At 68.2% G+C, this 19,660-nt stretch carries 20 protein-coding genes and 2 tRNA genes; 15 read left to right on the top strand and 7 right to left on the bottom strand.

The features are described from left to right. Positions 1 to 182: 182 nt before the first annotated feature. Both cmk and aroA read right to left on the bottom strand, forming a co-directional pair. Positions 183 to 881: a (d)CMP kinase gene (gene cmk / locus FZ029_RS14825; protein WP_149269898.1), complete on the bottom strand. Its 699-nt coding sequence runs from the start codon at positions 879 to 881 to the stop codon at positions 183 to 185. Between the two features lie 4 nt (positions 882 to 885). Then, entirely contained in the window at positions 886 to 2,232 is a 1,347-nt protein-coding gene (gene aroA / locus FZ029_RS14820) for a 3-phosphoshikimate 1-carboxyvinyltransferase (RefSeq protein WP_149269897.1), read from the bottom strand. A 409-nt stretch (positions 2,233 to 2,641) separates the two neighbouring features. Between aroA and FZ029_RS14815 the strand changes: the two genes are divergently transcribed. Both FZ029_RS14815 and FZ029_RS14810 read left to right on the top strand, forming a co-directional pair. Beyond that, entirely contained in the window at positions 2,642 to 3,031 is a 390-nt protein-coding gene (locus FZ029_RS14815) for a TIGR02300 family protein (protein ID WP_149269896.1), read from the top strand. 164 nt (positions 3,032 to 3,195) lie between these two features. After that, a tRNA-Ala gene (locus tag FZ029_RS14810) sits at positions 3,196 to 3,271 on the top strand. 176 nt (positions 3,272 to 3,447) lie between these two features. Here FZ029_RS14810 and FZ029_RS14805 read toward each other — a convergent pair. Together FZ029_RS14805 and FZ029_RS14800 are read right to left on the bottom strand one after the other, a co-directional pair. After that, entirely contained in the window at positions 3,448 to 4,299 is an 852-nt protein-coding gene (locus tag FZ029_RS14805; RefSeq protein ID WP_149269895.1) for a transporter substrate-binding domain-containing protein, read from the bottom strand. 183 nt (positions 4,300 to 4,482) lie between these two features. After that, positions 4,483 to 4,557, bottom strand: a tRNA-Val gene (locus tag FZ029_RS14800). Between the two features lie 194 nt (positions 4,558 to 4,751). Between FZ029_RS14800 and FZ029_RS14795 the strand changes: the two genes are divergently transcribed. The 6 genes from FZ029_RS14795 (at position 4,752) to FZ029_RS14770 (ending at position 10,860) form a co-directional block, all read left to right on the top strand. After that, complete coding sequence (locus FZ029_RS14795) at positions 4,752 to 5,708, top strand: N-formylglutamate amidohydrolase (RefSeq protein WP_149197830.1); 957 nt, start codon at positions 4,752 to 4,754, stop codon at positions 5,706 to 5,708. Positions 5,709 to 6,291: 583 nt separating this feature from the next. Next, positions 6,292 to 7,701, top strand: coding sequence for an alpha,alpha-trehalose-phosphate synthase (UDP-forming) (gene otsA / locus FZ029_RS14790; RefSeq protein WP_149197829.1), 1,410 nt, complete (start codon positions 6,292 to 6,294; stop codon positions 7,699 to 7,701). A 62-nt stretch (positions 7,702 to 7,763) separates the two neighbouring features. Further along, entirely contained in the window at positions 7,764 to 8,771 is a 1,008-nt protein-coding gene (locus FZ029_RS14785) for a glucokinase (RefSeq protein ID WP_149269894.1), read from the top strand. A gap of 136 nt (positions 8,772 to 8,907) precedes the next feature. Next, complete coding sequence (locus tag FZ029_RS14780; RefSeq protein WP_149197827.1) at positions 8,908 to 9,291, top strand: LysR family transcriptional regulator; 384 nt, start codon at positions 8,908 to 8,910, stop codon at positions 9,289 to 9,291. Positions 9,292 to 9,411: 120 nt separating this feature from the next. Next, positions 9,412 to 9,990, top strand: a complete 579-nt coding sequence (locus FZ029_RS14775) for a YqaA family protein (protein WP_085090362.1) — start codon at positions 9,412 to 9,414, stop codon at positions 9,988 to 9,990. Positions 9,991 to 10,023: 33 nt separating this feature from the next. Then, positions 10,024 to 10,860, top strand: a complete 837-nt coding sequence (locus FZ029_RS14770; RefSeq protein ID WP_149269893.1) for an RNA methyltransferase — start codon at positions 10,024 to 10,026, stop codon at positions 10,858 to 10,860. Positions 10,861 to 10,866: 6 nt separating this feature from the next. Here the strand turns inward: FZ029_RS14770 and FZ029_RS14765 are convergent, their stop codons facing one another. Further along, the gene (locus tag FZ029_RS14765) at positions 10,867 to 11,328 is read right to left on the bottom strand and encodes a hypothetical protein (protein ID WP_149269892.1); all 462 of its coding nucleotides are present in this window, start codon (positions 11,326 to 11,328) and stop codon (positions 10,867 to 10,869) included. Positions 11,329 to 11,512: 184 nt separating this feature from the next. Here FZ029_RS14765 and msrA point away from each other — a divergent pair, with 184 nt between their 5' ends. The 5 genes from msrA to FZ029_RS14740 all read left to right on the top strand — a co-directional run bounded on the left by msrA (position 11,513) and on the right by FZ029_RS14740 (position 15,943). Continuing rightward, positions 11,513 to 12,154: a peptide-methionine (S)-S-oxide reductase MsrA gene (gene msrA, locus FZ029_RS14760; protein ID WP_149197824.1), complete on the top strand. Its 642-nt coding sequence runs from the start codon at positions 11,513 to 11,515 to the stop codon at positions 12,152 to 12,154. Between the two features lie 182 nt (positions 12,155 to 12,336). Beyond that, positions 12,337 to 12,870 (top strand): PAS domain-containing protein, encoded by a 534-nt coding sequence (locus FZ029_RS14755; protein WP_149197823.1) that lies wholly within the window; start codon positions 12,337 to 12,339, stop codon positions 12,868 to 12,870. Continuing rightward, the gene (locus FZ029_RS14750; protein ID WP_149197822.1) at positions 12,867 to 14,804 is read left to right on the top strand and encodes a DNA translocase FtsK; all 1,938 of its coding nucleotides are present in this window, start codon (positions 12,867 to 12,869) and stop codon (positions 14,802 to 14,804) included. The genes FZ029_RS14755 and FZ029_RS14750 overlap by 4 nt, the downstream gene beginning before the upstream one ends. A 27-nt stretch (positions 14,805 to 14,831) precedes the next feature. Then, on the top strand, positions 14,832 to 15,332 hold the full coding sequence (locus tag FZ029_RS14745; RefSeq protein WP_149269891.1) for a DinB family protein: 501 nt from the start codon (positions 14,832 to 14,834) through the stop codon (positions 15,330 to 15,332). Beyond that, on the top strand, positions 15,329 to 15,943 hold the full coding sequence (locus FZ029_RS14740) for a pyridoxamine 5'-phosphate oxidase family protein (protein ID WP_149269890.1): 615 nt from the start codon (positions 15,329 to 15,331) through the stop codon (positions 15,941 to 15,943). Before FZ029_RS14745 ends, FZ029_RS14740 begins: the two co-directional genes overlap by 4 nt. Before the next feature lie 10 nt (positions 15,944 to 15,953). Here the strand turns inward: FZ029_RS14740 and FZ029_RS14735 are convergent, their stop codons facing one another. Together FZ029_RS14735 and FZ029_RS14730 are read right to left on the bottom strand one after the other, a co-directional pair. Beyond that, positions 15,954 to 17,966, bottom strand: coding sequence for a sensor histidine kinase (locus tag FZ029_RS14735; RefSeq protein ID WP_149269889.1), 2,013 nt, complete (start codon positions 17,964 to 17,966; stop codon positions 15,954 to 15,956). Between the two features lie 195 nt (positions 17,967 to 18,161). Beyond that, positions 18,162 to 18,905: an MgtC/SapB family protein gene (locus FZ029_RS14730; protein ID WP_149269888.1), complete on the bottom strand. Its 744-nt coding sequence runs from the start codon at positions 18,903 to 18,905 to the stop codon at positions 18,162 to 18,164. Positions 18,906 to 19,176: 271 nt separating this feature from the next. Between FZ029_RS14730 and FZ029_RS14725 the strand changes: the two genes are divergently transcribed. Continuing rightward, positions 19,177 to 19,371, top strand: coding sequence for a periplasmic nitrate reductase, NapE protein (locus FZ029_RS14725; RefSeq protein ID WP_149269887.1), 195 nt, complete (start codon positions 19,177 to 19,179; stop codon positions 19,369 to 19,371). Between the two features lie 9 nt (positions 19,372 to 19,380). Further along, positions 19,381 to 19,647, top strand: coding sequence for a chaperone NapD (locus tag FZ029_RS14720; RefSeq protein ID WP_109075228.1), 267 nt, complete (start codon positions 19,381 to 19,383; stop codon positions 19,645 to 19,647). Positions 19,648 to 19,660: the final 13 nt, after the last annotated feature.

Here is a 19,660-nt window from a genome sequence, read left to right as displayed (position 1 = left end):
CTAAAGGTGGCGCGAAAGCGGCCCCGTTCCGGTCCCTCCCGCGGCAAAACGGGTGGAACCTCGACCGAACCGCCGCGCCGGGCACCACGCCCGGCGACTTGGTTGATGGTTTTCCGTGGAGGGAGTCGGACCCGTTCGCGCCGCCACCGGCGGCCCGTCAACGGAGGTCGGAAGCGGCGGCGTCAGGCCGTGGGCTTCAGACCGGTTTTCGAACCGATGTGGGCGACCGCCATCGAGAACACCTGATCGGCATCGAGAGCGGACGTATCAAGCACAAAAGCGTCGGCAGCCGGACGGAGCGGGGCCACCGCTCTCTGGCTGTCGCGCGCATCACGAGCCTTCATGTCCTCCAGGACATCGGAGGATATAGCCGGAATCCCCCGTCTCTGCAACTCCTTGAGTCGCCGTTCGGCCCGGACCTCCACCGAAGCGGTAATGAACAGTTTGGCCTGGGCATCGGGGCAGACCACCGTTCCGATGTCGCGCCCGTCCAGAACCGCCCCCGGCGCGCCGCCCGGCGGATGGGATGCGAAGCGCCGCTGGAAGTCGAGCAGAGCGGCCCGCACCTCCGGCACCGCCGCCACCTTGCTGGCCGCCTGCGCCGCCTCATCGGTGCGCAGCGCCACCTCCTGCAGGATCGGGTGTTCGGGGTGCAACTCATAAGCCGCGCGCGCCGCCGCCGCATTGTCGGCCGGGTCGCCGCCGGCCCGCAGGACCGACACGCCGACCGCGCGGTACAGCACACCGGTGTCGAGATGGGCGAAGCCGAAGGCGTCGGCGATGCGCTGCGACAGGGTGCCCTTGCCGCTGGCGGCCGGGCCGTCGATGGCGACGACGACCGCCCTGGCCGGAGTCTCCTGGTTGGAAAGCGGCTGCGTCATCGCCTCACGCCTCACCGATCTTCGCACCGAGCCGGTTCATCAACCCGACGAAGTCGGGGAAGCTGGTGTCGATGAAGGCGCCGTCGTCGACCGAAATCGGCTCTTCCGACGCCATGCCCAACACCAGGAAGCTCATGGCGATGCGGTGGTCCATGGCGGTGGCGACGGAGGCGCCGCCCTTCGGCCCCTTGCCGGTTCCCCCGGTGCCGTGCACCGTCAGGCTGTCGTCGGCGCCGACCTCGACCGACACGCCGCAGCGGGTCAGGCCTTCCGCCACCATGGCGAGACGGTCGCTCTCCTTCACCCGCAGTTCCTTCAGGCCCAGCATCACCGTGGTGCCTTCCGCACAGGCGGCGGCGGCGGCCAGGACCGGGTATTCGTCGATCATGCTGGGGGCGCGGTCGGCCGGCACCACGATGCCCTTCAGGGCACTGTGCTTCACCCGCAGGTCGGCCACCGGCTCGCCCGCCTGGTCGCGGCGGTTCTCGAAGGCGATATCGGCGCCCATCTCCACCAGCGTGTCATAGAGGCCGGTGCGGCGCGGATTCATGCCGACGTCGTTCAGCAGCAGGTCCGAGCCCGGCCGCAGCAGGGCGGCGACCGCCGGAAAGGCGGCGCTGCTGGGATCGGCCGGCACATGGATGGTTCGGCCGGTCAGTTCCGGCTGACCGATGACGGTGACGGCCAGCGCACCGTCCTCCAGCCGCTCGGTCGTCACGGTTGCGCCGAAATGGCGCAGCATCAGTTCGGTGTGGTCGCGCGTCGGCTCCGCCTCGATCACCGTGGTGGCCCCGGCGGTGTTGAGGCCGGCCAGCAGGATCGCCGACTTGACCTGGGCGGAGGCCACCGGCAGGCGGTAGGTGATCGGGACCAGCTCGCCGCTGCCGACCACGGTCAGCGGCAGCCGCCCGCCGGAGCGGCCGACGAAGCGGGCGCCCATCTCCTCCAGCGGCTTGGTGACGCGGGCCATCGGCCGCTTGTTCAGCGAGGCGTCGCCGGTGAAGACGCAGGTGATCGGATGGCCGGCGACCAGCCCCATCAGAAGGCGGGCGGCGGTGCCGCTGTTGCCCATGTCCAGAACCTGCGCCGGCTCCTGCAAGGCCCCCAGCCCAACGCCGCGCACGCGCCAGACGCCGTCTTCGCTCCGCTCCGCCTCAGCTCCCAGCAGGCGCATGGCGGCCGCGGTGTGCAGGACGTCCTCCCCCTCCAGCAGGCCGTGGATGACCGTCTCGCCCACCGCGATGGCGCCCAGCATCAGCGACCGGTGCGAGATCGATTTGTCGCCGGGCACACGGATGCTGCCCCGGATCGCGCCGGTGGTGGTGGAGCGCAGCGGCCTTGCGTGCGTCATGGGACGGGTCCTTCGGATCGGAACGGGAAGCGGATATGGCCGCCGTTCCTATCACAGCCCCCGCCCCGATGCGAGAGGGCCGGGGCTCTCCCCCCTCCCCTCCTTGGGCCCTCCCTCGGGCAGACCTGGCAAATACGGCCGGGCACCAATGAAAAGAGGCCGCCCGAAGGCGGCCCCGAGTTCAAGGAGGAAACCAAATGGAGGAGTTGCACACTGTGCAGGTCCGTTCTAGCGAGTTATGGTTAACAGCCTGTAAAGGCAATCCCTGCCCGGGCGGGATACCTCCTTCCCGCTGTTGCCGCGATGCAGCGGGAACCCGGCCGCTTCATCTTTTTTTTGACAAGCGTCTCAGGGCATGGCAAAGGGCGCCTCTTGAGAACCCCCTGATTTTTGTGACGGAGGACGTGGCGTGGCCAAACCCGAATGGGGCGTCAAGCGCATCTGCCCGAGCTGTGGCGCTCGTTACTATGACATGCGCAAGGACCCGCCGGTCTGCCCGAGCTGTGGCGCGCAGTTCGATCCCGAGGCTCTGCTGAAGTCCCGCAAGGCCCGTCCGGCCCCGGTCGACGACACCAAGAAGGTGGTGGCCGTGGCGGAGGACGAGGAAGAGGTCGAGGCTGAGACCGAGACCACGGAGCTGGAGGACGTCGAGGACGACATGTCCGTCGACGACATCGAGGAAGCCGACGACGCCACCGAGGATGAGGACGACGTCCTGATCGAGGACACGTCGGAACTGGGCGAGGACGACATGGACGAGGTCGTCGATGTCGAAGGCGAGGACGAGGAGGAGCGCTGACCGGCGCCCTTCCCGCTGACTGCTTTCCGGTGAGTGCGGGAGGTCCGGCGGGGTGGTGAAAAAAAGCGCGGCGGGGCGAATTTTCCGCTTGCATCACTCCACCGCCTGACTATTATCCCGCTCCACCAAGGCCGGACGGAAACGACCGGCCCCCAGAGTTAAAAGGGGCCATAGCTCAGCTGGGAGAGCGCTACAATGGCATTGTAGAGGTCAGGAGTTCGATCCTCCTTGGCTCCACCAAATCGATCAAGGGCTCGGCGAGCAATCGCCGGGCCCTTGATGCTTTTGCACCATGCTCCCGGTCGAACCGCCGGCTTTGCCCATACTTGCCGGTTCGGTCCGGACATATTGACGGACACATGCAGATGCCGCCGCGCTGGCAAACGGCGTGGCGGCATCCGCATGGTTCCGGCCGGCTACTTCAGCCAGCGATCGAACACCGCCTGATACTCGCCGGTGGCGACGGCACGGCGCAGCCACTGGTCGATCCACAGCTTCAGCACGATGTCGCGCGGCAGCAGGAAGGCCTTTTCCGAAAAGTCGAAGGGCTTGTCCGGATGGACGGCGCACAGCTCCGGATGCAGCTTCTGCTGAAGCCGGGTCTCCACCGCATCGGTGATCATCAGGTCGGCCTTGCCGGCGACGATCTGGTCGAAGATGGTGACGTTGTCCGGATGCACCTCGATCTGGGCAGTGTGGATGTTGGCGCGGGCGAATTTCTCGTTGGTGCCGCCGGGGTTGACGATCAGGCGGACGCCGGGCTTGTCGATGTCGGCGACGGTCTGGAAGCGGTCCTTGTTCTCGCAGCGGGTGATCGGCGTCTTGCCGTCGCGCATCAGCGCATCGGAGAACAGTGCCTTCTTCTGCCGCTCCAGCGTCACGGAAACACCACCGACGGCGATGTCGTACTTGTCGGCCAGCAGGTCGGGCAGCAGGTTGCCCCACGTCGTCTTCACGAACTCAACCTTGACGCCCAGCGCCTTGCCCATGGCTTCGGCGAGGTCGATGTCCATGCCCTCGAACTTCTGGGTCTGCGGGTTCAGGTAGGTGAAGGGCTTGTAATCCCCGGTGGTTCCGACACGCAGCGTGCCCGCCGACAGCACGGAATCCAGGCGCGACGCTTCGGTGGCCGTGCCGGCGGCCTGTGCGGCGGGAGCCGTCTGCGCCGCGGCTCCGGTGGGCGACAGGGCGGCGACGGCACAGACCAGAACCGCGCCGACGGCGACGGCAAGGCTCCGGCCGCGACGGCGCAGGGTACGGACAGGCATGAAGGATCCTCCCAATGCTTTGTTTGCGAACCGGATGGTACGGCGCAGGGAAGGATCTGGCGAGGGGGCTTGGCGGGGGAAGCAAACCGTGCGGGCGGAATGCAGATATGCGGCGTCCTTGGGGGTGCGGACGCGCCAAAATGGAGAAGGCCGCGAACCCGTTCCGGTTCGCGGCCTTCAGAATGGTGGGCGGTACTGGGATTGAACCAGTGACCCCTACGATGTCAACGTAGTGCTCTCCCGCTGAGCTAACCGCCCACTTTGGCAGCCGGTGGAGGAGCGCTTGGCGTCGTTCCGTCCGGCGTGGGCGGGTGTATACCGACCTCCTTGCCGACACGCAAGCCCTTTCATCGCCCCACCCGCTTTTTTTATCCGCCGGTGATAGAGCGGCGGCCAATCCCGTGACAGAGGTCCCGTGACACGGCGGCTGGCGTCCATTACATCATTCGACCATGGATGCCTCCTTCGACGCGCAGCGCGACGCCGGCGCCGGTCCCGATCCGGCCGCCGTCGCTTCGCCGCCAAACGCCCCGGCCTTCGAAATCCTGGCCCCGCAGAGCCAGAGGCTGCCGCTCGTGCTGGCGTCGCCGCACAGCGGGAACGCCTATTCCGCCGCGTTTCTCGCCTCATCCCGCCTGGATGCCCGCGCGTTGCGCAAGTCGGAGGACTGCTTCGTCGACGAGATTTTCGCCTTCGCCCCCGGCTTGGGCGTGCCGCTGATCCGCGCCCTGTTCCCGCGCGCCTATCTGGACGTCAACCGCGAGGCCTACGAGTTGGATCCGGAGATGTTCACCGATCCGCTGCCGGCCTATGTCAACACCCGCTCGCCCCGGGTGGCGGCGGGGCTGGGCACCATCGCCCGCGTGGTCGCCAACGGCGAGGACATCTACAAAGGCAAGCTGCGCTTCGCCGAGGCGCTGGATCGGGTCAGCCGCTGCTACACCCCCTATCACAACGCCTTGCGCCAGCTGGTGGACGCAACCCGCGACGCCTTCGGCCACGCGCTGCTGATCGACTGCCATTCCATGCCTTCCGCCAGCGCCACCACCGATGGAAGGCGGGGCAACGGACGAGGCGGCGGCCGCGGCGGCAGCCATCCCGACATCGTGCTGGGCGACTGTTTCGGCAACGCCTGCGCCCCGGCGGTGATCGACGCAGCGGAGGAGTATCTGTGCGGGCTGGGCTATGCCGTCAGCCGCAACAATCCCTATGCCGGCGGCTACACCACCCGCCATTACGGCCGGCCGCGCCAGGGCATCCACACGCTCCAGATCGAAATCGCCCGCGACCTCTACATGGACGAGGCGGCACTGACACCCCTGCCCTACCTGGACGTTCTCGCCCGCCACATGACCGAGCTGGTCGACACGCTGGGCCTGCTTCCGCCGCACAGGCTGGGTCCGCGCTGATCCGCGGATGAGGCGCCTGCAGGGGACCATTGCCCCGTCCCTGCCACAGTTCCGCCTTATCACGTCAAGGCCAAGCTTCGGCTTGGCACCGCCCCCCGCCCCCTTCCGGGCCGGCGCGCCGTCGCGTCGGATCCGGGCGCTTTTCCCATAAAAAAAGGGCCGCGGGCGAACCCGCGGCCTCAGTCTAGGGAGGAAACGCCCAAGAAGTGCGTTACGCCAATGTCCACGCCGAGGCGCGACCGTTGCCGCACTGCACAATATGAACGCGGCGGCGCCCGGCTTCAAGCTCAAAAAGAATTTCTTATTCATTACATCGCGTTAACCGGAGTTGGAGGTATCGCGAACCGGATAGCGCCTAGGCGGTTTATGTTGCACTGCACCATGACCTTTCGTGGAGTGATCTGACCCAAAGGACAGGAAGCACCGGACCTTCGGACCAGCGTCTTGAGCTTGACGGCCGGCGCTCGGAACCAAGCCCGCCCACGGTCGTTTCGTAGTGGTCCCGCATAGGGTGTCCGCAAGGACAGCCGGACTTCGCGGACTGCGGAACGCCCTGCCGGCGGCCAATAAGGAGAAGAACATCGTGAGCAGGCTCGTCGTCGTATCCAACCGGGTGGCCCTGATGGAAGAGGGCAAGCAGGCGGCCGGCGGTCTCGCCGTCGCCATCCTGGCGGCCTTGAAGAAGACCGGCGGCATCTGGTTCGGGTGGAGCGGAAAGGTCGTCGATGGCGAGTCCCAGGTGGAACCGACCCGGACGGAAGCCGGCAAGCTGACCTATGCCACGCTGGATCTGGGCCGCCGCGACCACGAGGAATATTACAACGGCTTTGCCAACCAGACCTTATGGCCGCTGTTCCATTACCGGCTGGGCCTGATCTCGGTGAACCGGCGCACGCGTGAAGGATACGAGCGGGTCAACGCCTATTTCGCCGACAAGCTGGAGCCGCTGCTGCGCACCGACGACATGATCTGGGTCCACGACTATCACCTGATCCCCTTCGGCGACGAACTGCGCCGGCGCGGCTGTTCGCAGCGCATGGGCTTCTTCCTGCACACGCCCTTCCCGCCGCCGGAACTGCTGACCGCCCTGCCCAACCACCGCGACCTGATCCGCGAACTGTGCGCCTATGATCTGGTCGGCTTCCACACCATCACCGACCTGCGCGGCTTCTGCGACTACATCCGCACCGAGACCGACGGCACGGTGGAACAGCGCGGCGCCTATGGGACGGCGATGATCCGCGCCTTCGGCCGCACCCTGCTGGCGAAGGTCTTTCCCATCAGCATCGATACCCCGGCGCTGGAAAGCCTGGCCCGCACCGCCGGCCGCTCCCGCCAGGCCGAACGGTTGCGCGAGAGCCTGGTCGGCCGCCGCCTGATCATCGGCGTCGACCGGCTCGACTATTCCAAGGGCCTGCCCCAGCGATTCGCCGCCTTCGAACAGCTTCTGGAAAGCTATCCGGAGCATTGCAACCGAGTCTCCTTCCTGCAGGTCGCCCCGCCCTCGCGCGAGGATGTGCCGGAATACATCGCCATCCGCCGCGAACTGTCGGAGATGGCCGGCCGCATCAACGGCCGTTTCGCCGAGTTCGACTGGCAGCCGATCCGCTACCTGAACCGCAGCTTCGGCCAGCGCGTGCTGGCGGGATTCTACCGGCTGGCCAACGTCGGGCTGGTGACGCCGCTGCGCGACGGCATGAACCTCGTCGCCAAGGAATATGTCGCCTGCCAGGACGCCGACGATCCGGGCGTGCTGGTGCTGTCGCAGTTCGCCGGCGCCGCCCACGAGATGGGCGAGGCGCTGATCGTCAACCCCTTCGACATCGAGGGCGTCGGCGATGCGCTGCAGCGGGCGCTGACCATGCCGCTGGGCGAGCGCAAGGAACGCCATGCCGCCCTGATGCAGACCTTGCGGCGGCACGACATCAGCTGGTGGCGCGAAAGCTATGTAGACGCACTGACCCGGGCACCGTATGACTTTCCGGTCACCTGAGCATCCGCTCGGCCCATCAATCGAGCATCCGCTCGGCCCACCAACAGCGCAGACCCGGATCCATGGCCGCCGACCTCTCCTCCGCCCCCAGTCTCGCCTCCAGCCTCGCCCCCATTCTGGTTGCCGACATCGGCGGCACCAATGCCCGCTTCGGCCTGATCGACGGCCGTATCGTGCGCGACACCCGCGTGCTGCGCTGCGCCGATTACTCCTCGATCGAGGATGCGGCCACCGCCTATCTGTCGGCGGTCGGACTTGCGGCGGTCGGCACCCCCGGCCGGCCGCGGCGCGGCGCCTTCGCGGTGGCCGGGCCGGTCACCGGCGATCACATCGCCATGACCAATCTGGTCTGGCAGTTCTCCGTCAACCGGGTGCGCGACGCCCTGGGGCTGGACGGGCTGGCCGTCATCAACGACTTCACCGCCGTCGCCCTGTCGGTGCCGCGTCTGGCTGACGAGGACCGGCGCCAGATCGGCGACGGTGCGCCGCAGCCAGGGGCCGTCGTCGGGGTATTGGGGCCGGGCAGCGGGCTGGGCGTGTCCGGTCTGGTGCCGGGCGCCAACGGCCGCTGGACCGCGCTCTCGGGCGAGGGCGGCCATGTCAGCATGGCGCCGATCAGCGACCGCGAGAGCGCCGTGCTGGGCCAGCTGCGCAAGAGCTTCGACCATGTCTCGGCCGAGCGGGTGCTGTCCGGGCCGGGCCTCGTCAACCTCTATGGCGCGCTGTCGATCCTGGATGGGCGGGAACCGGCCGCCCTCACCCCCGCCCAGGTGGCCGACAACGCCATGACCGGCAGCGAGCCCCATTGCGTGGAGGCGGTGGAGATGTTCTGCGCCATGCTGGGCACCGTCGCCGGCAACCTCGCCCTGACGCTGGGCGCGCGCGGCGGCATCTATATCGCCGGCGGCATCGTGCCGAAGCTGGGGACGCTGTTCACCCACTCCCGCTTCCGCAAGCGCTTCACGGAAAAGGGCCGCATGCGCGACTTCCTGGCCCCGATCCCCACCTATGTCATCACCCACGATCTGCCCGCCTTCCTGGGGCTCGCCGAGGCCGCCGGGGCGGAGTAGGTGCGATCTAGGCCGGGGGTGCGGCGGATCGCACCCCCAATCGGCGGCGCCCCCTTTCGCCCCACTTGCCGCTTGAACCGGTGGGGCGGACCCCACATGGTTGTTCCCATCCCTTTCGGATTCGTAACGGAACACCATGCCCGCCGACCTTCGTGTCCGCTTCCTGCACCCGTCGGGCGCCATCGGCCCCGGCAAGATCGCCCTGCTGGAGGCCATCGACCGCACAGGCTCGATCTCCGCCGCCGCGCGCGCGCTGGACATGACCTTCCGCCGCGCCTGGTTCCTGGTGGAGACGATGAACACCGCCTTCCGCGAACCGGTGATCCGCACCAGCGTCGGCGGGCGTGAAGGCGGCGGCGCCGGCCTGACCCCGTTGGGCCAGGAAGTGGTCGCCCGCTACCGCCGGACCCAGGAAGAGGCGCGCAAGGCCGCCGAGCCGCACCTGCGCTGGCTGGACGAGGTGCTGAAGGAGGAAGCTCCTGAAGAAAAGCCCGGCACGGGTCCGGCCGGAACGGGCTAACGCCTCCGGAGGGCTTCACCCTGTCCGGGGGCGGTCGAATTGGGCACTGGCGCACCGCGACCGTCGCGCCTAAAAGATGCCTCGTGCACCGCAACGGCAGCGACGAAGGACGGCCCATTCATGCTGAAGCGTCTTTACGACTGGACGATGGCCAAGGCCGCGTCGAAGGATTCGACGGCCTGGCTGGCCGGGGTGTCCTTCGCCGAAAGCTCCTTCTTCCCGCTGCCGCCGGACCTGCTTCTGGTGCCGATGGTCATCGCCAACCGCAAGGCGGCGTGGAAGCTGGCGACGATCTGCACGCTGGCCTCCGTCGTCGGCGGCATCGCCGGCTACATGATCGGCTATTTCCTGTACGAGACGATCGGCCGCTGGGTGATCGAGTTCTATCACCTGACCGACAAGTTCGAGCAGCTGCGCCACACCTTCGTCGAGTATGGGGCCGAGATCCTCATCATCAAGGGCATGACGCCCATTCCCTACAAGCTGCTGACCATCACCGCCGGCGTCGCGCATCTGCCGCTGTGGGTGTTCATCGGCGCCTCGATCATCTCGCGGTCGATCCGCTTCTATCTGGTGGCGGCTCTGCTGTATTTCTTCGGCCCGCCGATCCGCGCCTTCATCGAAAAGCGCCTGACCCTGGTCACCAGCGTGTTCGCGGTGGCGCTGATCGGCGGCTTCCTGGTGGTGAAGCTGCTGTAAGCCGCCACTTCTTTCCAGACAGACAGGACCTCCATGCCTCCGCGCGGGCGCCCGCCCCAACCCAGCCGCGCCCGTACCCGGACCGCCGCCCCCGTCCCCTCGTCAGCCCCGGAGCCCACCGAATCCCGCAAGCTGTTCCGCGTCGCCGGGCTGTCGGCCGTCTCCGCCCTCTTCACCCATGAGCCGGAGCGGGTGGAGCGCCTGTTCTTCGACGATCGGCTGAAACCGGCGGTGGGCGCCTTCTGCAAGGCGATGGCGGCGGCCCGCAAGCCCTACCGCATGGTGGAGGGCGACGAACTGGCGAAGGTCGCCGGCACCGTGTTGCATGGCGGGGTGGTGGCGCTGATGGCGCCGCGGACGCTGCCGCTGTTCGATACGGAGACCGCGCGCCGGGCGGCGGAGCCGCTGCTGATCCTGGACGGGGTCGGCAATCCGCACAATCTGGGGGCCATCCTGCGCACCGCCGCCTTCTTCGGCCTGCCCCGCGTGCTGGTTTCCGACCATCCCGGCCAGGCCCTGCCGTCGGAGGCGGCCTATCGCGTGGCGGAGGGCGGGTTCGAGTGGGTGACGCTTGAACGCGCGCCCGCCCTGCCGGCCGTGCTGAAGCGGCTGCGCGCCAGCCACCGGGTGTTCGGAACGGCGCTGGACCAGACCCGGCCGACGGTCGATGCCGGCGCACTGACCGGTTGGCGCGGCAAGCAGGGAGCAAAGCCCCCGGCGGTCGTCTTGGGCAACGAGGAGGACGGCATCCCGCCGGCCAGTCTGGCGGCGTGCGAGGCGGTGCTGACCATCCCCGGCAGCGGACGCGTCCAGTCGCTGAACGTCGCCGCCACCGCCGCCATCCTCATCCACGCGCTGGCCGCCGGGTAAGCCGGCTTAACCGAGCGCCGCGATCAACACCACCGCAACCACGGCCATCGAGGCCAGCGGCAGCAGTTCCACGCCGTCACGCATCCAGGTCGGCGCATTGCCGTGATGGCCGCCGGCATGGCCGTCCGCGATGTCGTCGGCCCAGCCATGGCGCGACGGCACCGCACCCGGAGCCGATACCGCCGGAGCCGCCGGGTTCGCCATATCGACGACTCCGTCGCCGCGGTGATAGTCGCCGCGCCGGCGTGCCAATGCCGGATTGGGGCGGCCCCGCATCAGGCGGGAATCGTCCAGTTCGACCTCGACTCCGGCAGCCTCCACCCGCTCGATCACCGCGGCGGTTTCCTCCGGGGTCATGGTATCGACGGGCAGGAGTTCACCCAGCGCTTCGGCGCTCAGGCGGTTGCCGTTGCGGCGGCCACGGTCGATCAGCGATTGGATGAGGCGGTCGTCGGCGGTGCTGGCCATGATGGCTTTTCCTTCTTCAAGGTCCTTGCGAGATACAGGTCAAACGCCTGGAACCGCCCGAAGGTTCACTGGCACACCCTTCCCCTGCGCCACCTTGCCGCGGCCCGGACTCCACCCGACATAAGTGGTCACTCCAACGGATCGTCATCGATCCACCGGATCGTCATTGATGGGAGACCCGACCATGCTGGGGCATTTTCTGCGCAAGCCGGCGACGCTGCCGACGCCGGAGGAGGCGCTGCCCGGCCGCAGCCAACCCGTTCCCGTTCCCGAACAGCATCACGTCAACGGCCATCGCCTGACCGGCCCCTACCCGCCGGGGCTGGAGGTCATCGACCTCGGGCTCGGCTGCTTCTGGGGGGCGGAGCGCAAATTTTGGCAGCTTCCCGGCGTCTGGGTGACCGCCGTCGGCTATCAGGGCGGCCACACCCCGAACCCGACCTATGAGGAGGTCTGCTCCGGCCGCACCGGCCACACCGAGGCGGTGCGCGTCGTCTTCGACCCGTCGATGGTGAAGGTCGAGGATCTGCTGCGCGTCTTCTGGGAATCGCACGACCCGACCCAGGGCATGCGCCAGGGCAACGATGTCGGCACCCAGTACCGCTCGGCCGTCTACACCCACAGCCCTGCCCAGAAGGCGGCGGCGGAGTCGACGCTGGCGGCCTACCAGGAACGGCTGGCCCAGGCCGGCTACGGCCCGATCACCACCGAGATCCGCGAGGCCCCGCCCTTCTACTTCGCCGAAGGCTATCACCAGCAGTATCTCGCCAAGAATCCCAACGGCTATTGCGGGCTGGGCGGGACCGGCGTCACCTGTGCGGCTTGATGGGCGCGGCCTGATGAAGCGCGGGTAAACGCCGGCCGGTAAAAAGCGGGGATGCGGCGCCGCTGCCGGGCTTAGCCCTTGCGGTTGCGCCGCACCGGCGCTTGCGGGTATGGTTCGGGCGGCTCTTGAAAGCTCCGGCGGCGTCACCGCGCGGGAGCGCCGCCCGTCCAGCTGCGATTGTCATGACCAAGGAAAGAACCGAGCTGGCGACGCCGTATCTCAGCGGCCTGCTCGAATTCTGGCTCACCAAATCCGTCGCCGGCCGTCCGCCGGTCCCCAGCAGCATCGCCCCGGCCGATTTGCGGCCGTGGAAGGACAACATCGCCGTGTTCGAGGTGATCGGAGAGGAATCCGGCACCTTCGTCTATTCCTATTACGGCAAGGCGCTGGCCGCCGCCTTCGGCCAGTCGCGCCTGGGCGCCACGCTGGACGACCTGCCGCCGGAACAGCGGGCATTGCTGCAGCCGGAATACGAGACGGTGCGCCGCGAACGGCTGCCCGTCGCCCGTGTCCACACCGCCGTCTTCGGCGGGCGCACCCGCAGCTTCGAGCGGCTGGTGCTGCCGATGTCCAGCGACGGGGTCAGCATCGACAAGCTGCTGGTCGCCGCCTACGAGATGACGCCGCGCGAACTGGCTGCGCGCCGACCCCTGCCGGGCGGCTCCTCCTCCGGTCCAGTCCCCCTCACCGTTCAGAAGCCGGGAGCCTCGGCATGACCCCGCGTATGCCGCATCTCGCCGCCCCGCCCACCCAGGCGGGCGTGGTGACCGCCGACGAGTTCAATCTGTGGTGCGCGCTGAACGGCCGCCCCTTCAACCTCGTCCCCAACCCGCGCCCCGACGGCCGCGTGATGTGGGATGTGGAGGTTCTGCCCGGCACGCCGCGCGCCGGCACCGTCTATTCCACCAACCTTTCGGACGAGGCGCTGGCGGTGGTCGCCGGCTTCGCCTTCCTGTCGGGCGTCGAATGGGCCTATGAGGCGCGCGACCCGGCGGAGGCCGAAGCGCCCGCCACCGCCCCGTGCGAGGCCGCCCCGGCTGCCGCAACCTCCGTTTCAGCCCCCATGCCGGCGGCGGTGGCACCCTGCGCCCCGGCCGCGCCCGCCGCTCCGGCGGAGCCGGTGGAGTATCCCGCCGTCTATTCGCTGCCCGCCGTCTCGCTGCTGCAGAACCCGCCGCCGCGCCCGGTCCAGCAGCATGACGAATCGGTGCTGGCCCGCAACGCACGGATGCTGGAAACCGTCCTGAAGAACTTCCGCGTCCGCGGCGAAATCATGGACGTGCGCCCCGGCCCGGTGGTGACGCTGTACGAGTTCGAGCCGGCCCCCGGCACCAAGTCGGCCACCGTCATCAACCTGACCGACGACATCGCCCGTTCGATGAGCGTGGTCACCGCCCGCATCGCCATCGTCCCCGGCCGCAGCGTCATCGGCGTCGAGCTGCCGAACCCGGTGCGCGAGATGGTCTACCTGCGCGAAAGCTTCGACCACGACGCCTTCCGCAACACCACGGCGCAGCTCGCCATCGCGCTGGGCAAGGACATCAGCGGCGAGCCGGTGGTGGCCGACCTCGCCCGCATGCCGCACCTGCTGGTCGCCGGCACCACCGGATCGGGCAAGTCGGTGGCGATCAACACGATGATCCTGTCGCTGCTCTACCGGCTGCCGCCCGAGCGCTGCCGCTTCATCATGGTCGATCCCAAGATGCTGGAGCTGTCGGTCTATGACGGCATCCCGCACCTGTTGACCCCGGTCGTCACCGATCCCAAGAAGGCGGTGGTGGCATTGCGCTGGGCCGTGCGCGAGATGGAAAGCCGCTACGAGGCGATGTCCAAGCTCGGCGTGCGCAACATCGAGGGCTACAACGCCCGCATGACGGAGATGATCGCCGCCGGCGAGAAGATGCCGCGCCGCACCCCGGCGCCGGGCGAGCCGGAGAATGTCTTCGACCTGACCCCGTCGGAGCCGACGCCGCTGCCCTACATCGTCGTCATCGTCGACGAGATGGCCGACCTGATGCTGGTCGCCGGCAAGGAGATCGAAGCGGCGATCCAGCGTCTGGCCCAGATGGCGCGCGCCGCCGGCATCCACCTGATCATGGCGACGCAACGCCCGTCGGTCGACGTCATCACCGGCACCATCAAGGCCAATTTCCCGACCCGCATCAGCTTCCAGGTCACCAGCAAGATCGACAGCCGCACCATCCTGGGCGAAGCCGGGGCGGAACAGCTGCTGGGCCAGGGCGACATGCTGTACATGCAGGGCGGCGGCCGCATCACCCGCGTCCACGGCCCCTTCGTCTCCGATTCGGAGGTCGAGGAGATCGTGCAATACGTCAAGGCCCAGGGCGCACCCAACTACGTCACCGCCATCACCGAGGAGGAAGAGGAAACCGCCGCGGTGGAGGACGAGGAGGGCGGTTCTGCCGCGACCGGCGACGACCTCTACATGCAAGCCGTCAATCTGGTGGTGCGCGAGGGCAAGGTGTCGGTCAGCTTCATCCAGCGTCAGTTGCAGATCGGCTACAATCGCGCCGCACGCCTGGTCGAGCGGATGGAGACCGAGCGCGTGGTCGGCCCGGCCAACCACCAGGGCAAGCGCGAAGTCCTGCTGTCCCACGCCGGCCTGTCCGCCAAGCGCGCGGGGGTTTGATCCTCTCTCCCCCGTAAGAGGCTCCCCATGGATCCCAAGCCGCATTTCGAGACCCTCGCCCGCTACAACCGCTGGGCCAACCGCCGCCTGTACGACGCGGCGGCGCAACTGTCCGACGCCCAGTTCCGCGAGGATCGCGGCGCTTTCTTCGGCTCGATATGCGGCACGCTCAACCACATCCTGGTCGCCGACCGGGTTTGGCTGGAGCGGATCGAGTGCAGCGGGCCGAAGCCGTCGTCGCTCGACGAGATCCTGCATGACGATTTCGCCGCGTTGCGCGCCGCCCGCGAGGCGGAGGACGAGCGCATCCTGCGCGTGGTCACCGCGACTCCGGCGGAGCGGTTCGAGTCGGTCCTCTCCTACCGCAGCATGGCCGGCGCGCCCTATGAGCTGCCCTTCGCCCAGATCCTGACCCACGTCTTCAACCACCAGACCCATCATCGCGGACAGGCCCACACGCTGCTGGGCCAATTTGGGCTGGCGACTCCGGTGCTGGATTTCGTCTATTTCCTGCTGGAGTCGAAATGAGCCGCCGCATCACCGACATCGCCGCACTGGAAGCCCTTTATGGCGAGCCGGCCACCGCCTCCATCGCCAAGGAGGTGCCGGCGCTGACCCCCGGCTACCGCGCGCTGATCGAGGCTTCGCCCTTCCTCATCCTCGCAACCAGCGGACTGGACGGGCTGGACGCTTCACCGCGCGGGGACGGGCCCGGCTTCGTCCGGGTGGCGGACGACCGAACCCTGCTGATCCCCGACCGCCGCGGCAACAACCGCATCGACAGCCTGCGCAACATCCTGGCCGATCCGCGGGTCGGGCTGCTGTTCCTGGTGCCGGGCCTGAACGAGACCCTGCGCGTCAACGGCCGCGCGGTCATCGACACCGATCCCGCGCTGTGCGGCAGCTTCGCCGTCGACGGCAAGGCGCCGAAGTCGGTGCTGGTGGTCACCATCGAGACGGTGTTCTTCCAGTGCGCCCGCGCCCTGCTGCGCTCCCGCCTGTGGGACCCGGCGGCCCAGGTACCGCGGAGCGACCTGCCGTCGGTGGGCGCATTGCTGGCGGAGGCCAGCGCCGGACGCGAGGGCGGCGACGCCTATGACCGGTCGCTGGCCGAGCGGATCCCGAAGTCGCTCTACTGAACCACCGCCGCTATTGCGCGGCGAGCCTGCCGACGGCCGGCAGCTTTCCGCCGTCATCGGGCAGCCTGATGGTGAAGACGGAGCCCTCGTCGCGCACGCTCTCCACCGTCAAAGTTCCGCCATGGGCGGCGACGATCTTCTGCGTCATGTAGAGCCCCAGCCCCGACCCCTTGGTCCCACGCGAGGACGAGGCGCGGAAATAGATCGAACCGATGCGCTCCACCTCGTCGGGGCTCATGCCGAGGCCCCGGTCGGCGACGCGGATGACGATGCCGCCCCCATCCTCGCCGGCGCTCACCCGAACCGGCGTTTCCGGAGGCGAGTAGCGCAGTGCGTTCTGCACCAGATTGCCGATCGCCACCCCCAGGAACGGCGCGTCGGCCAGCAGAGCGCGGTCGGGGACCTCCACCGACAACTCCAGACGCTCTTCCGCCTCCGTCCCCGTCAGGCCGGCCCGAACCTCCTCCAACAACTGGCCCAGCGCCACCGGCTCCGGCTTCAGGGCCAGCGCCCCCTGGTCCAGCGCATCGGCGGACAGGAACAGTTCCACCAGTTCCGCCATCTTGCGGGTGGTGTTGCGGATGCGCTGCAGCCGGGTCACCGCCGACGGTGCCTCCACCGCGCCCGACAGCTCGATCATCTGCGCGGCGCTGTCGATGGAGGCCAGGGGGGTGCGGAACTCGTGCGACAGCATGGCGACGAAGCTGCGCTGCTCCTCCGCACGCTTGGTGGCGAAAGCCGATTCCTCGCGGGCGCGCAGCCGCTCCGTCTGCAGGCGGCCGATGCGCAAGGCCAGACCGATGCCCAGCACCAGCACCGCCAGCATCGAAGCGACCTGATAGGGATCGGCAAAGAAGAAGTCGGCGGGCAGGACACCGCGCAGGATCATCTGCGCCATCGTCAATCCGGTGAGCGACACCAGGGTGCTGGCGAGATAGAAGCGCGGAGTCGGGTCGCCGCGATTCAGCCAGGCCATCCGCGCGGTCAGCACCAGTGCAATCACCACCACGATCAGCGCCGACACCGTCACCACCGGATTGGTCAGGGCATAGAGCGGTGAAACCGTCGACGGCAACATCAGCAGGGCCAGCAGCGCCAGCCCCTGGTAACAGCGGCGAAGCCAGGGCGCCCAGGTCCGCAGGTCGAGAATATAGACCCACATGATCAGCGCCGCGGCAAAGCCCAGGAAACCGCTGCTGCCCACCATCATGTTCATGAACCAGCCCGGCAGGTCCGGCAGCAGGGTGGCGGCGATGCCGTTGGCGAACAGGTAGTAACAGAAGACGGTGGCGACATAGCCGGTATAGGCGAGCAGCGCACCGTCGCGCAGAAGCAGGCCAAGCGCGACATAGCCCAGGACCAGGATGCCCAGCACACCCAGGAACAGGCCCTGGAACAGCAGATCGGTCGTCTGGTGGCCGATATAGGCGGAGGGTGACCACACCCGCGCCGACAGGCGGATGGCGCTGACCGAATCGATGCGCAGATAGAGCGACACCGGCTTTCCCTCCGGCAGGGTCAGCGGCAGGGCGTGCAGACGGGTCTTCATCGGCCGCTGGCTGAAGGGGACGAAATCGCCCAGCCGGACCAGCCGGTAGGCGGCGGCCTCCTGCGGCCGGCCCCCCGCCGCCTTTGCCGCTGCCGTCGCCTTTGGAATGAACAGGTCGAGATGGTCGATATAGGCCTCGCCCATCTCCAGCAGCCAGTCCGCCGGGGCGCCGGGGGCGCGCATCAGGTCGAAGCGGTACCAATGGATGTCGCGGGTCTGGCCGGCGCCGCGGAAATCCTCCCGCGGCTCCATCCCGCCCTCGGCATCGGCGTTCAGAACCTCGGCGAAGTCCATCTTGCGGTCGGGATCGATCAGCCGGGCGAAATGGCCGGCCAGAGTCGCGCTGGTGGTGGTGGGGCCAAGCAGCAAGGGCTCCACGGCCGCTCCCGCCGCATGCGCCACACCGGCGAACCACGGCAGGGCCGCCCAGAGCAGGACGAACAGCCTTGCGATCCGGCGAAGACGAACGGACATCGAAGCCGCGGGAGCCGCGTCGCATGCGCCGCCGACGGACCGCCGGGCCGGCAAACAGCCTTTCCCGCTTCCGCCTCCACGGCCGTTGTTCAAGTCCGTCGTCATCGTAAGGCATCGATAAAGCTAAAGTTTTAGGAAAAGATTAAGCTGGTATGCATTTTGTCTTCCTGAATTTCCGTGCTTTTTCAGACCGGCTCAGATGCGCGAGGGGGACAGCCTGAACTCAACGACGGCGTCGGTCGAGGCGAGGGCGCCGACCAGCGCCATCGGATCGGGATCGCCCTTTCCCTGCAGCACCAGCTGGCATTCGAATTGGCCGCTGCCGCTGGCGAGGTGAAAGGCCCAGTCGATCACCTCGAACCCGTGCGCCTTGGCCTGCGCCCGCAACGCCTCAGGCGGCGGCGCCTTGTCGCGGGGGAAAACCAGCATCAGATGGACCACCGACTGGTGGGGCAGCAGGCGCTCGATCGGCCGCAGCAGGCTCATCACCAGGATGGACAGCACCGCTCCGGCGACGGCCGCCGCATAGAAGCCGAGCCCGATGATGATGCCGATGGCCGAGGTCGCCCAGATCGACGCGGCGGTGGACAGGCCGCGGATCGACAGCCCTTCGCGCATGATGACCCCGGCGCCGAGGAAGCCGATGCCGGTGACGATGCCCTGGATCACCCGCGTCGGATCGCCGGCCAGCGCCACCCCCTGCGCCGCCCCCTGCGTCCCGATGCCGCCATACCACATCGACGGGTAGGCGTTGACCACCGTCAGCGCGGCCGACGCCAGGCAGACCAGCCCATAGGTCCGCATCCCGGCCGCCCGGCCGTGATAGCTGCGCTCGTACCCCAGCAGCAGCCCGACCGCCAAAGCCCCTAAAAGATGAAGGAGAATCAACCCGTTGGTCACCAGTTCGGCCGACGACCAGTAGGAGCGCAGCAAATCCATGGTCCATCCTATCGCAAACCGGAGCCTCCGGTTCATGCCCTCGGCGCCAGTCTAGCGCAGCCGGGGCCGGAGCGCCCGCGCGGCGCAAGGCGCCATTCCGTCACAGGGCGTGTATGGCCTCGCTTGACCTGCATCAATTCCAGCCCACCGGAAAGTACCGATACTCAGGACCGAAAACCGGTACCTAAGGACCAACCAGAAGGACTGGTTGCCGCGACCGGCTCAAACCGTTCCCGCCCGATCCATTCCCGCTCTGCCCGAGAGTGTCACCATGAGGCCCATCCCCTCCCCCGTCCTGTCCCATCCGTCCGACCGGAAGGCGACCGACTCCGCGCCGGCCCCGACCCGCCGGGCCGAAGGGCTGATGTTCCTGTGGCTGGCATTCCTGGTCTGGCCGCTGATCGCCGTCGGTACCGTCTCCGCCTACGGCTTCTCGATCTGGATGTACCAGCTCCTCACCCACTGAGTCCCCGACATGCCCCGCGCCCCCGAAGTCCACATCTCCAGCCTCGTCATCCAGCACAGCCCCGACCGCACCGACGCGGTGCGCGAGGCGGCGGCCTCCGTCGCCGGGCTGGAGTGGTGCGCGGCGGAGAACGGCAAGGCGGTGGTGACCCTGGTCACCGCCAGCGCGGCCGAGGTCGTCGACCGCATCGCCGTGCTGAACGCCGTCCCCGGCGTGCACAGCACCACCATGGTCTACCACCACTATGAACCCGCGGACGCGATCGACGCCGCCTGACGGCACCGCCATC

The sequence above is a fragment of the Azospirillum sp. Sh1 genome, from assembly GCF_008365135.1.
Lineage (GTDB): Bacteria > Pseudomonadota > Alphaproteobacteria > Azospirillales > Azospirillaceae > Azospirillum > Azospirillum oryzae.
Note: the sequence above shows the minus strand (reverse complement) of the source record. Positions and strands in the feature narration are given on the sequence as shown.

Bases quoted from the DNA above. Each gene is read 5' to 3' on its own strand.
- cmk (WP_149269898.1), bottom strand. From the start codon at position 881: ATGACGCAGCCGCTTTCCAACCAGGAGACTCCGGCCAGGGCGGTCGTC.
- aroA (WP_149269897.1), bottom strand. From the start codon at position 2,232: ATGACGCACGCAAGGCCGCTGCGCTCCACCACCACCGGCGCGATCCGG.
- FZ029_RS14795 (WP_149197830.1), top strand. From the start codon at position 4,752: ATGGATGCCTCCTTCGACGCGCAGCGCGACGCCGGCGCCGGTCCCGAT.
- FZ029_RS14775 (WP_085090362.1), top strand. From the start codon at position 9,412: ATGCTGAAGCGTCTTTACGACTGGACGATGGCCAAGGCCGCGTCGAAG.
- FZ029_RS14750 (WP_149197822.1), top strand. From the start codon at position 12,867: ATGACCCCGCGTATGCCGCATCTCGCCGCCCCGCCCACCCAGGCGGGC.
- FZ029_RS14725 (WP_149269887.1), top strand. From the start codon at position 19,177: ATGAGGCCCATCCCCTCCCCCGTCCTGTCCCATCCGTCCGACCGGAAG.
- FZ029_RS14770 (WP_149269893.1), top strand. From the start codon at position 10,024: ATGCCTCCGCGCGGGCGCCCGCCCCAACCCAGCCGCGCCCGTACCCGG.
- FZ029_RS14805 (WP_149269895.1), bottom strand. From the start codon at position 4,299: ATGCCTGTCCGTACCCTGCGCCGTCGCGGCCGGAGCCTTGCCGTCGCC.
- FZ029_RS14785 (WP_149269894.1), top strand. From the start codon at position 7,764: ATGGCCGCCGACCTCTCCTCCGCCCCCAGTCTCGCCTCCAGCCTCGCC.
- FZ029_RS14740 (WP_149269890.1), top strand. From the start codon at position 15,329: ATGAGCCGCCGCATCACCGACATCGCCGCACTGGAAGCCCTTTATGGC.
- FZ029_RS14720 (WP_109075228.1), top strand. From the start codon at position 19,381: ATGCCCCGCGCCCCCGAAGTCCACATCTCCAGCCTCGTCATCCAGCAC.
- FZ029_RS14780 (WP_149197827.1), top strand. From the start codon at position 8,908: ATGCCCGCCGACCTTCGTGTCCGCTTCCTGCACCCGTCGGGCGCCATC.
- FZ029_RS14755 (WP_149197823.1), top strand. From the start codon at position 12,337: ATGACCAAGGAAAGAACCGAGCTGGCGACGCCGTATCTCAGCGGCCTG.
- FZ029_RS14745 (WP_149269891.1), top strand. From the start codon at position 14,832: ATGGATCCCAAGCCGCATTTCGAGACCCTCGCCCGCTACAACCGCTGG.
- msrA (WP_149197824.1), top strand. From the start codon at position 11,513: ATGCTGGGGCATTTTCTGCGCAAGCCGGCGACGCTGCCGACGCCGGAG.
- FZ029_RS14730 (WP_149269888.1), bottom strand. From the start codon at position 18,905: ATGGATTTGCTGCGCTCCTACTGGTCGTCGGCCGAACTGGTGACCAAC.
- FZ029_RS14735 (WP_149269889.1), bottom strand. From the start codon at position 17,966: ATGTCCGTTCGTCTTCGCCGGATCGCAAGGCTGTTCGTCCTGCTCTGG.
- FZ029_RS14765 (WP_149269892.1), bottom strand. From the start codon at position 11,328: ATGGCCAGCACCGCCGACGACCGCCTCATCCAATCGCTGATCGACCGT.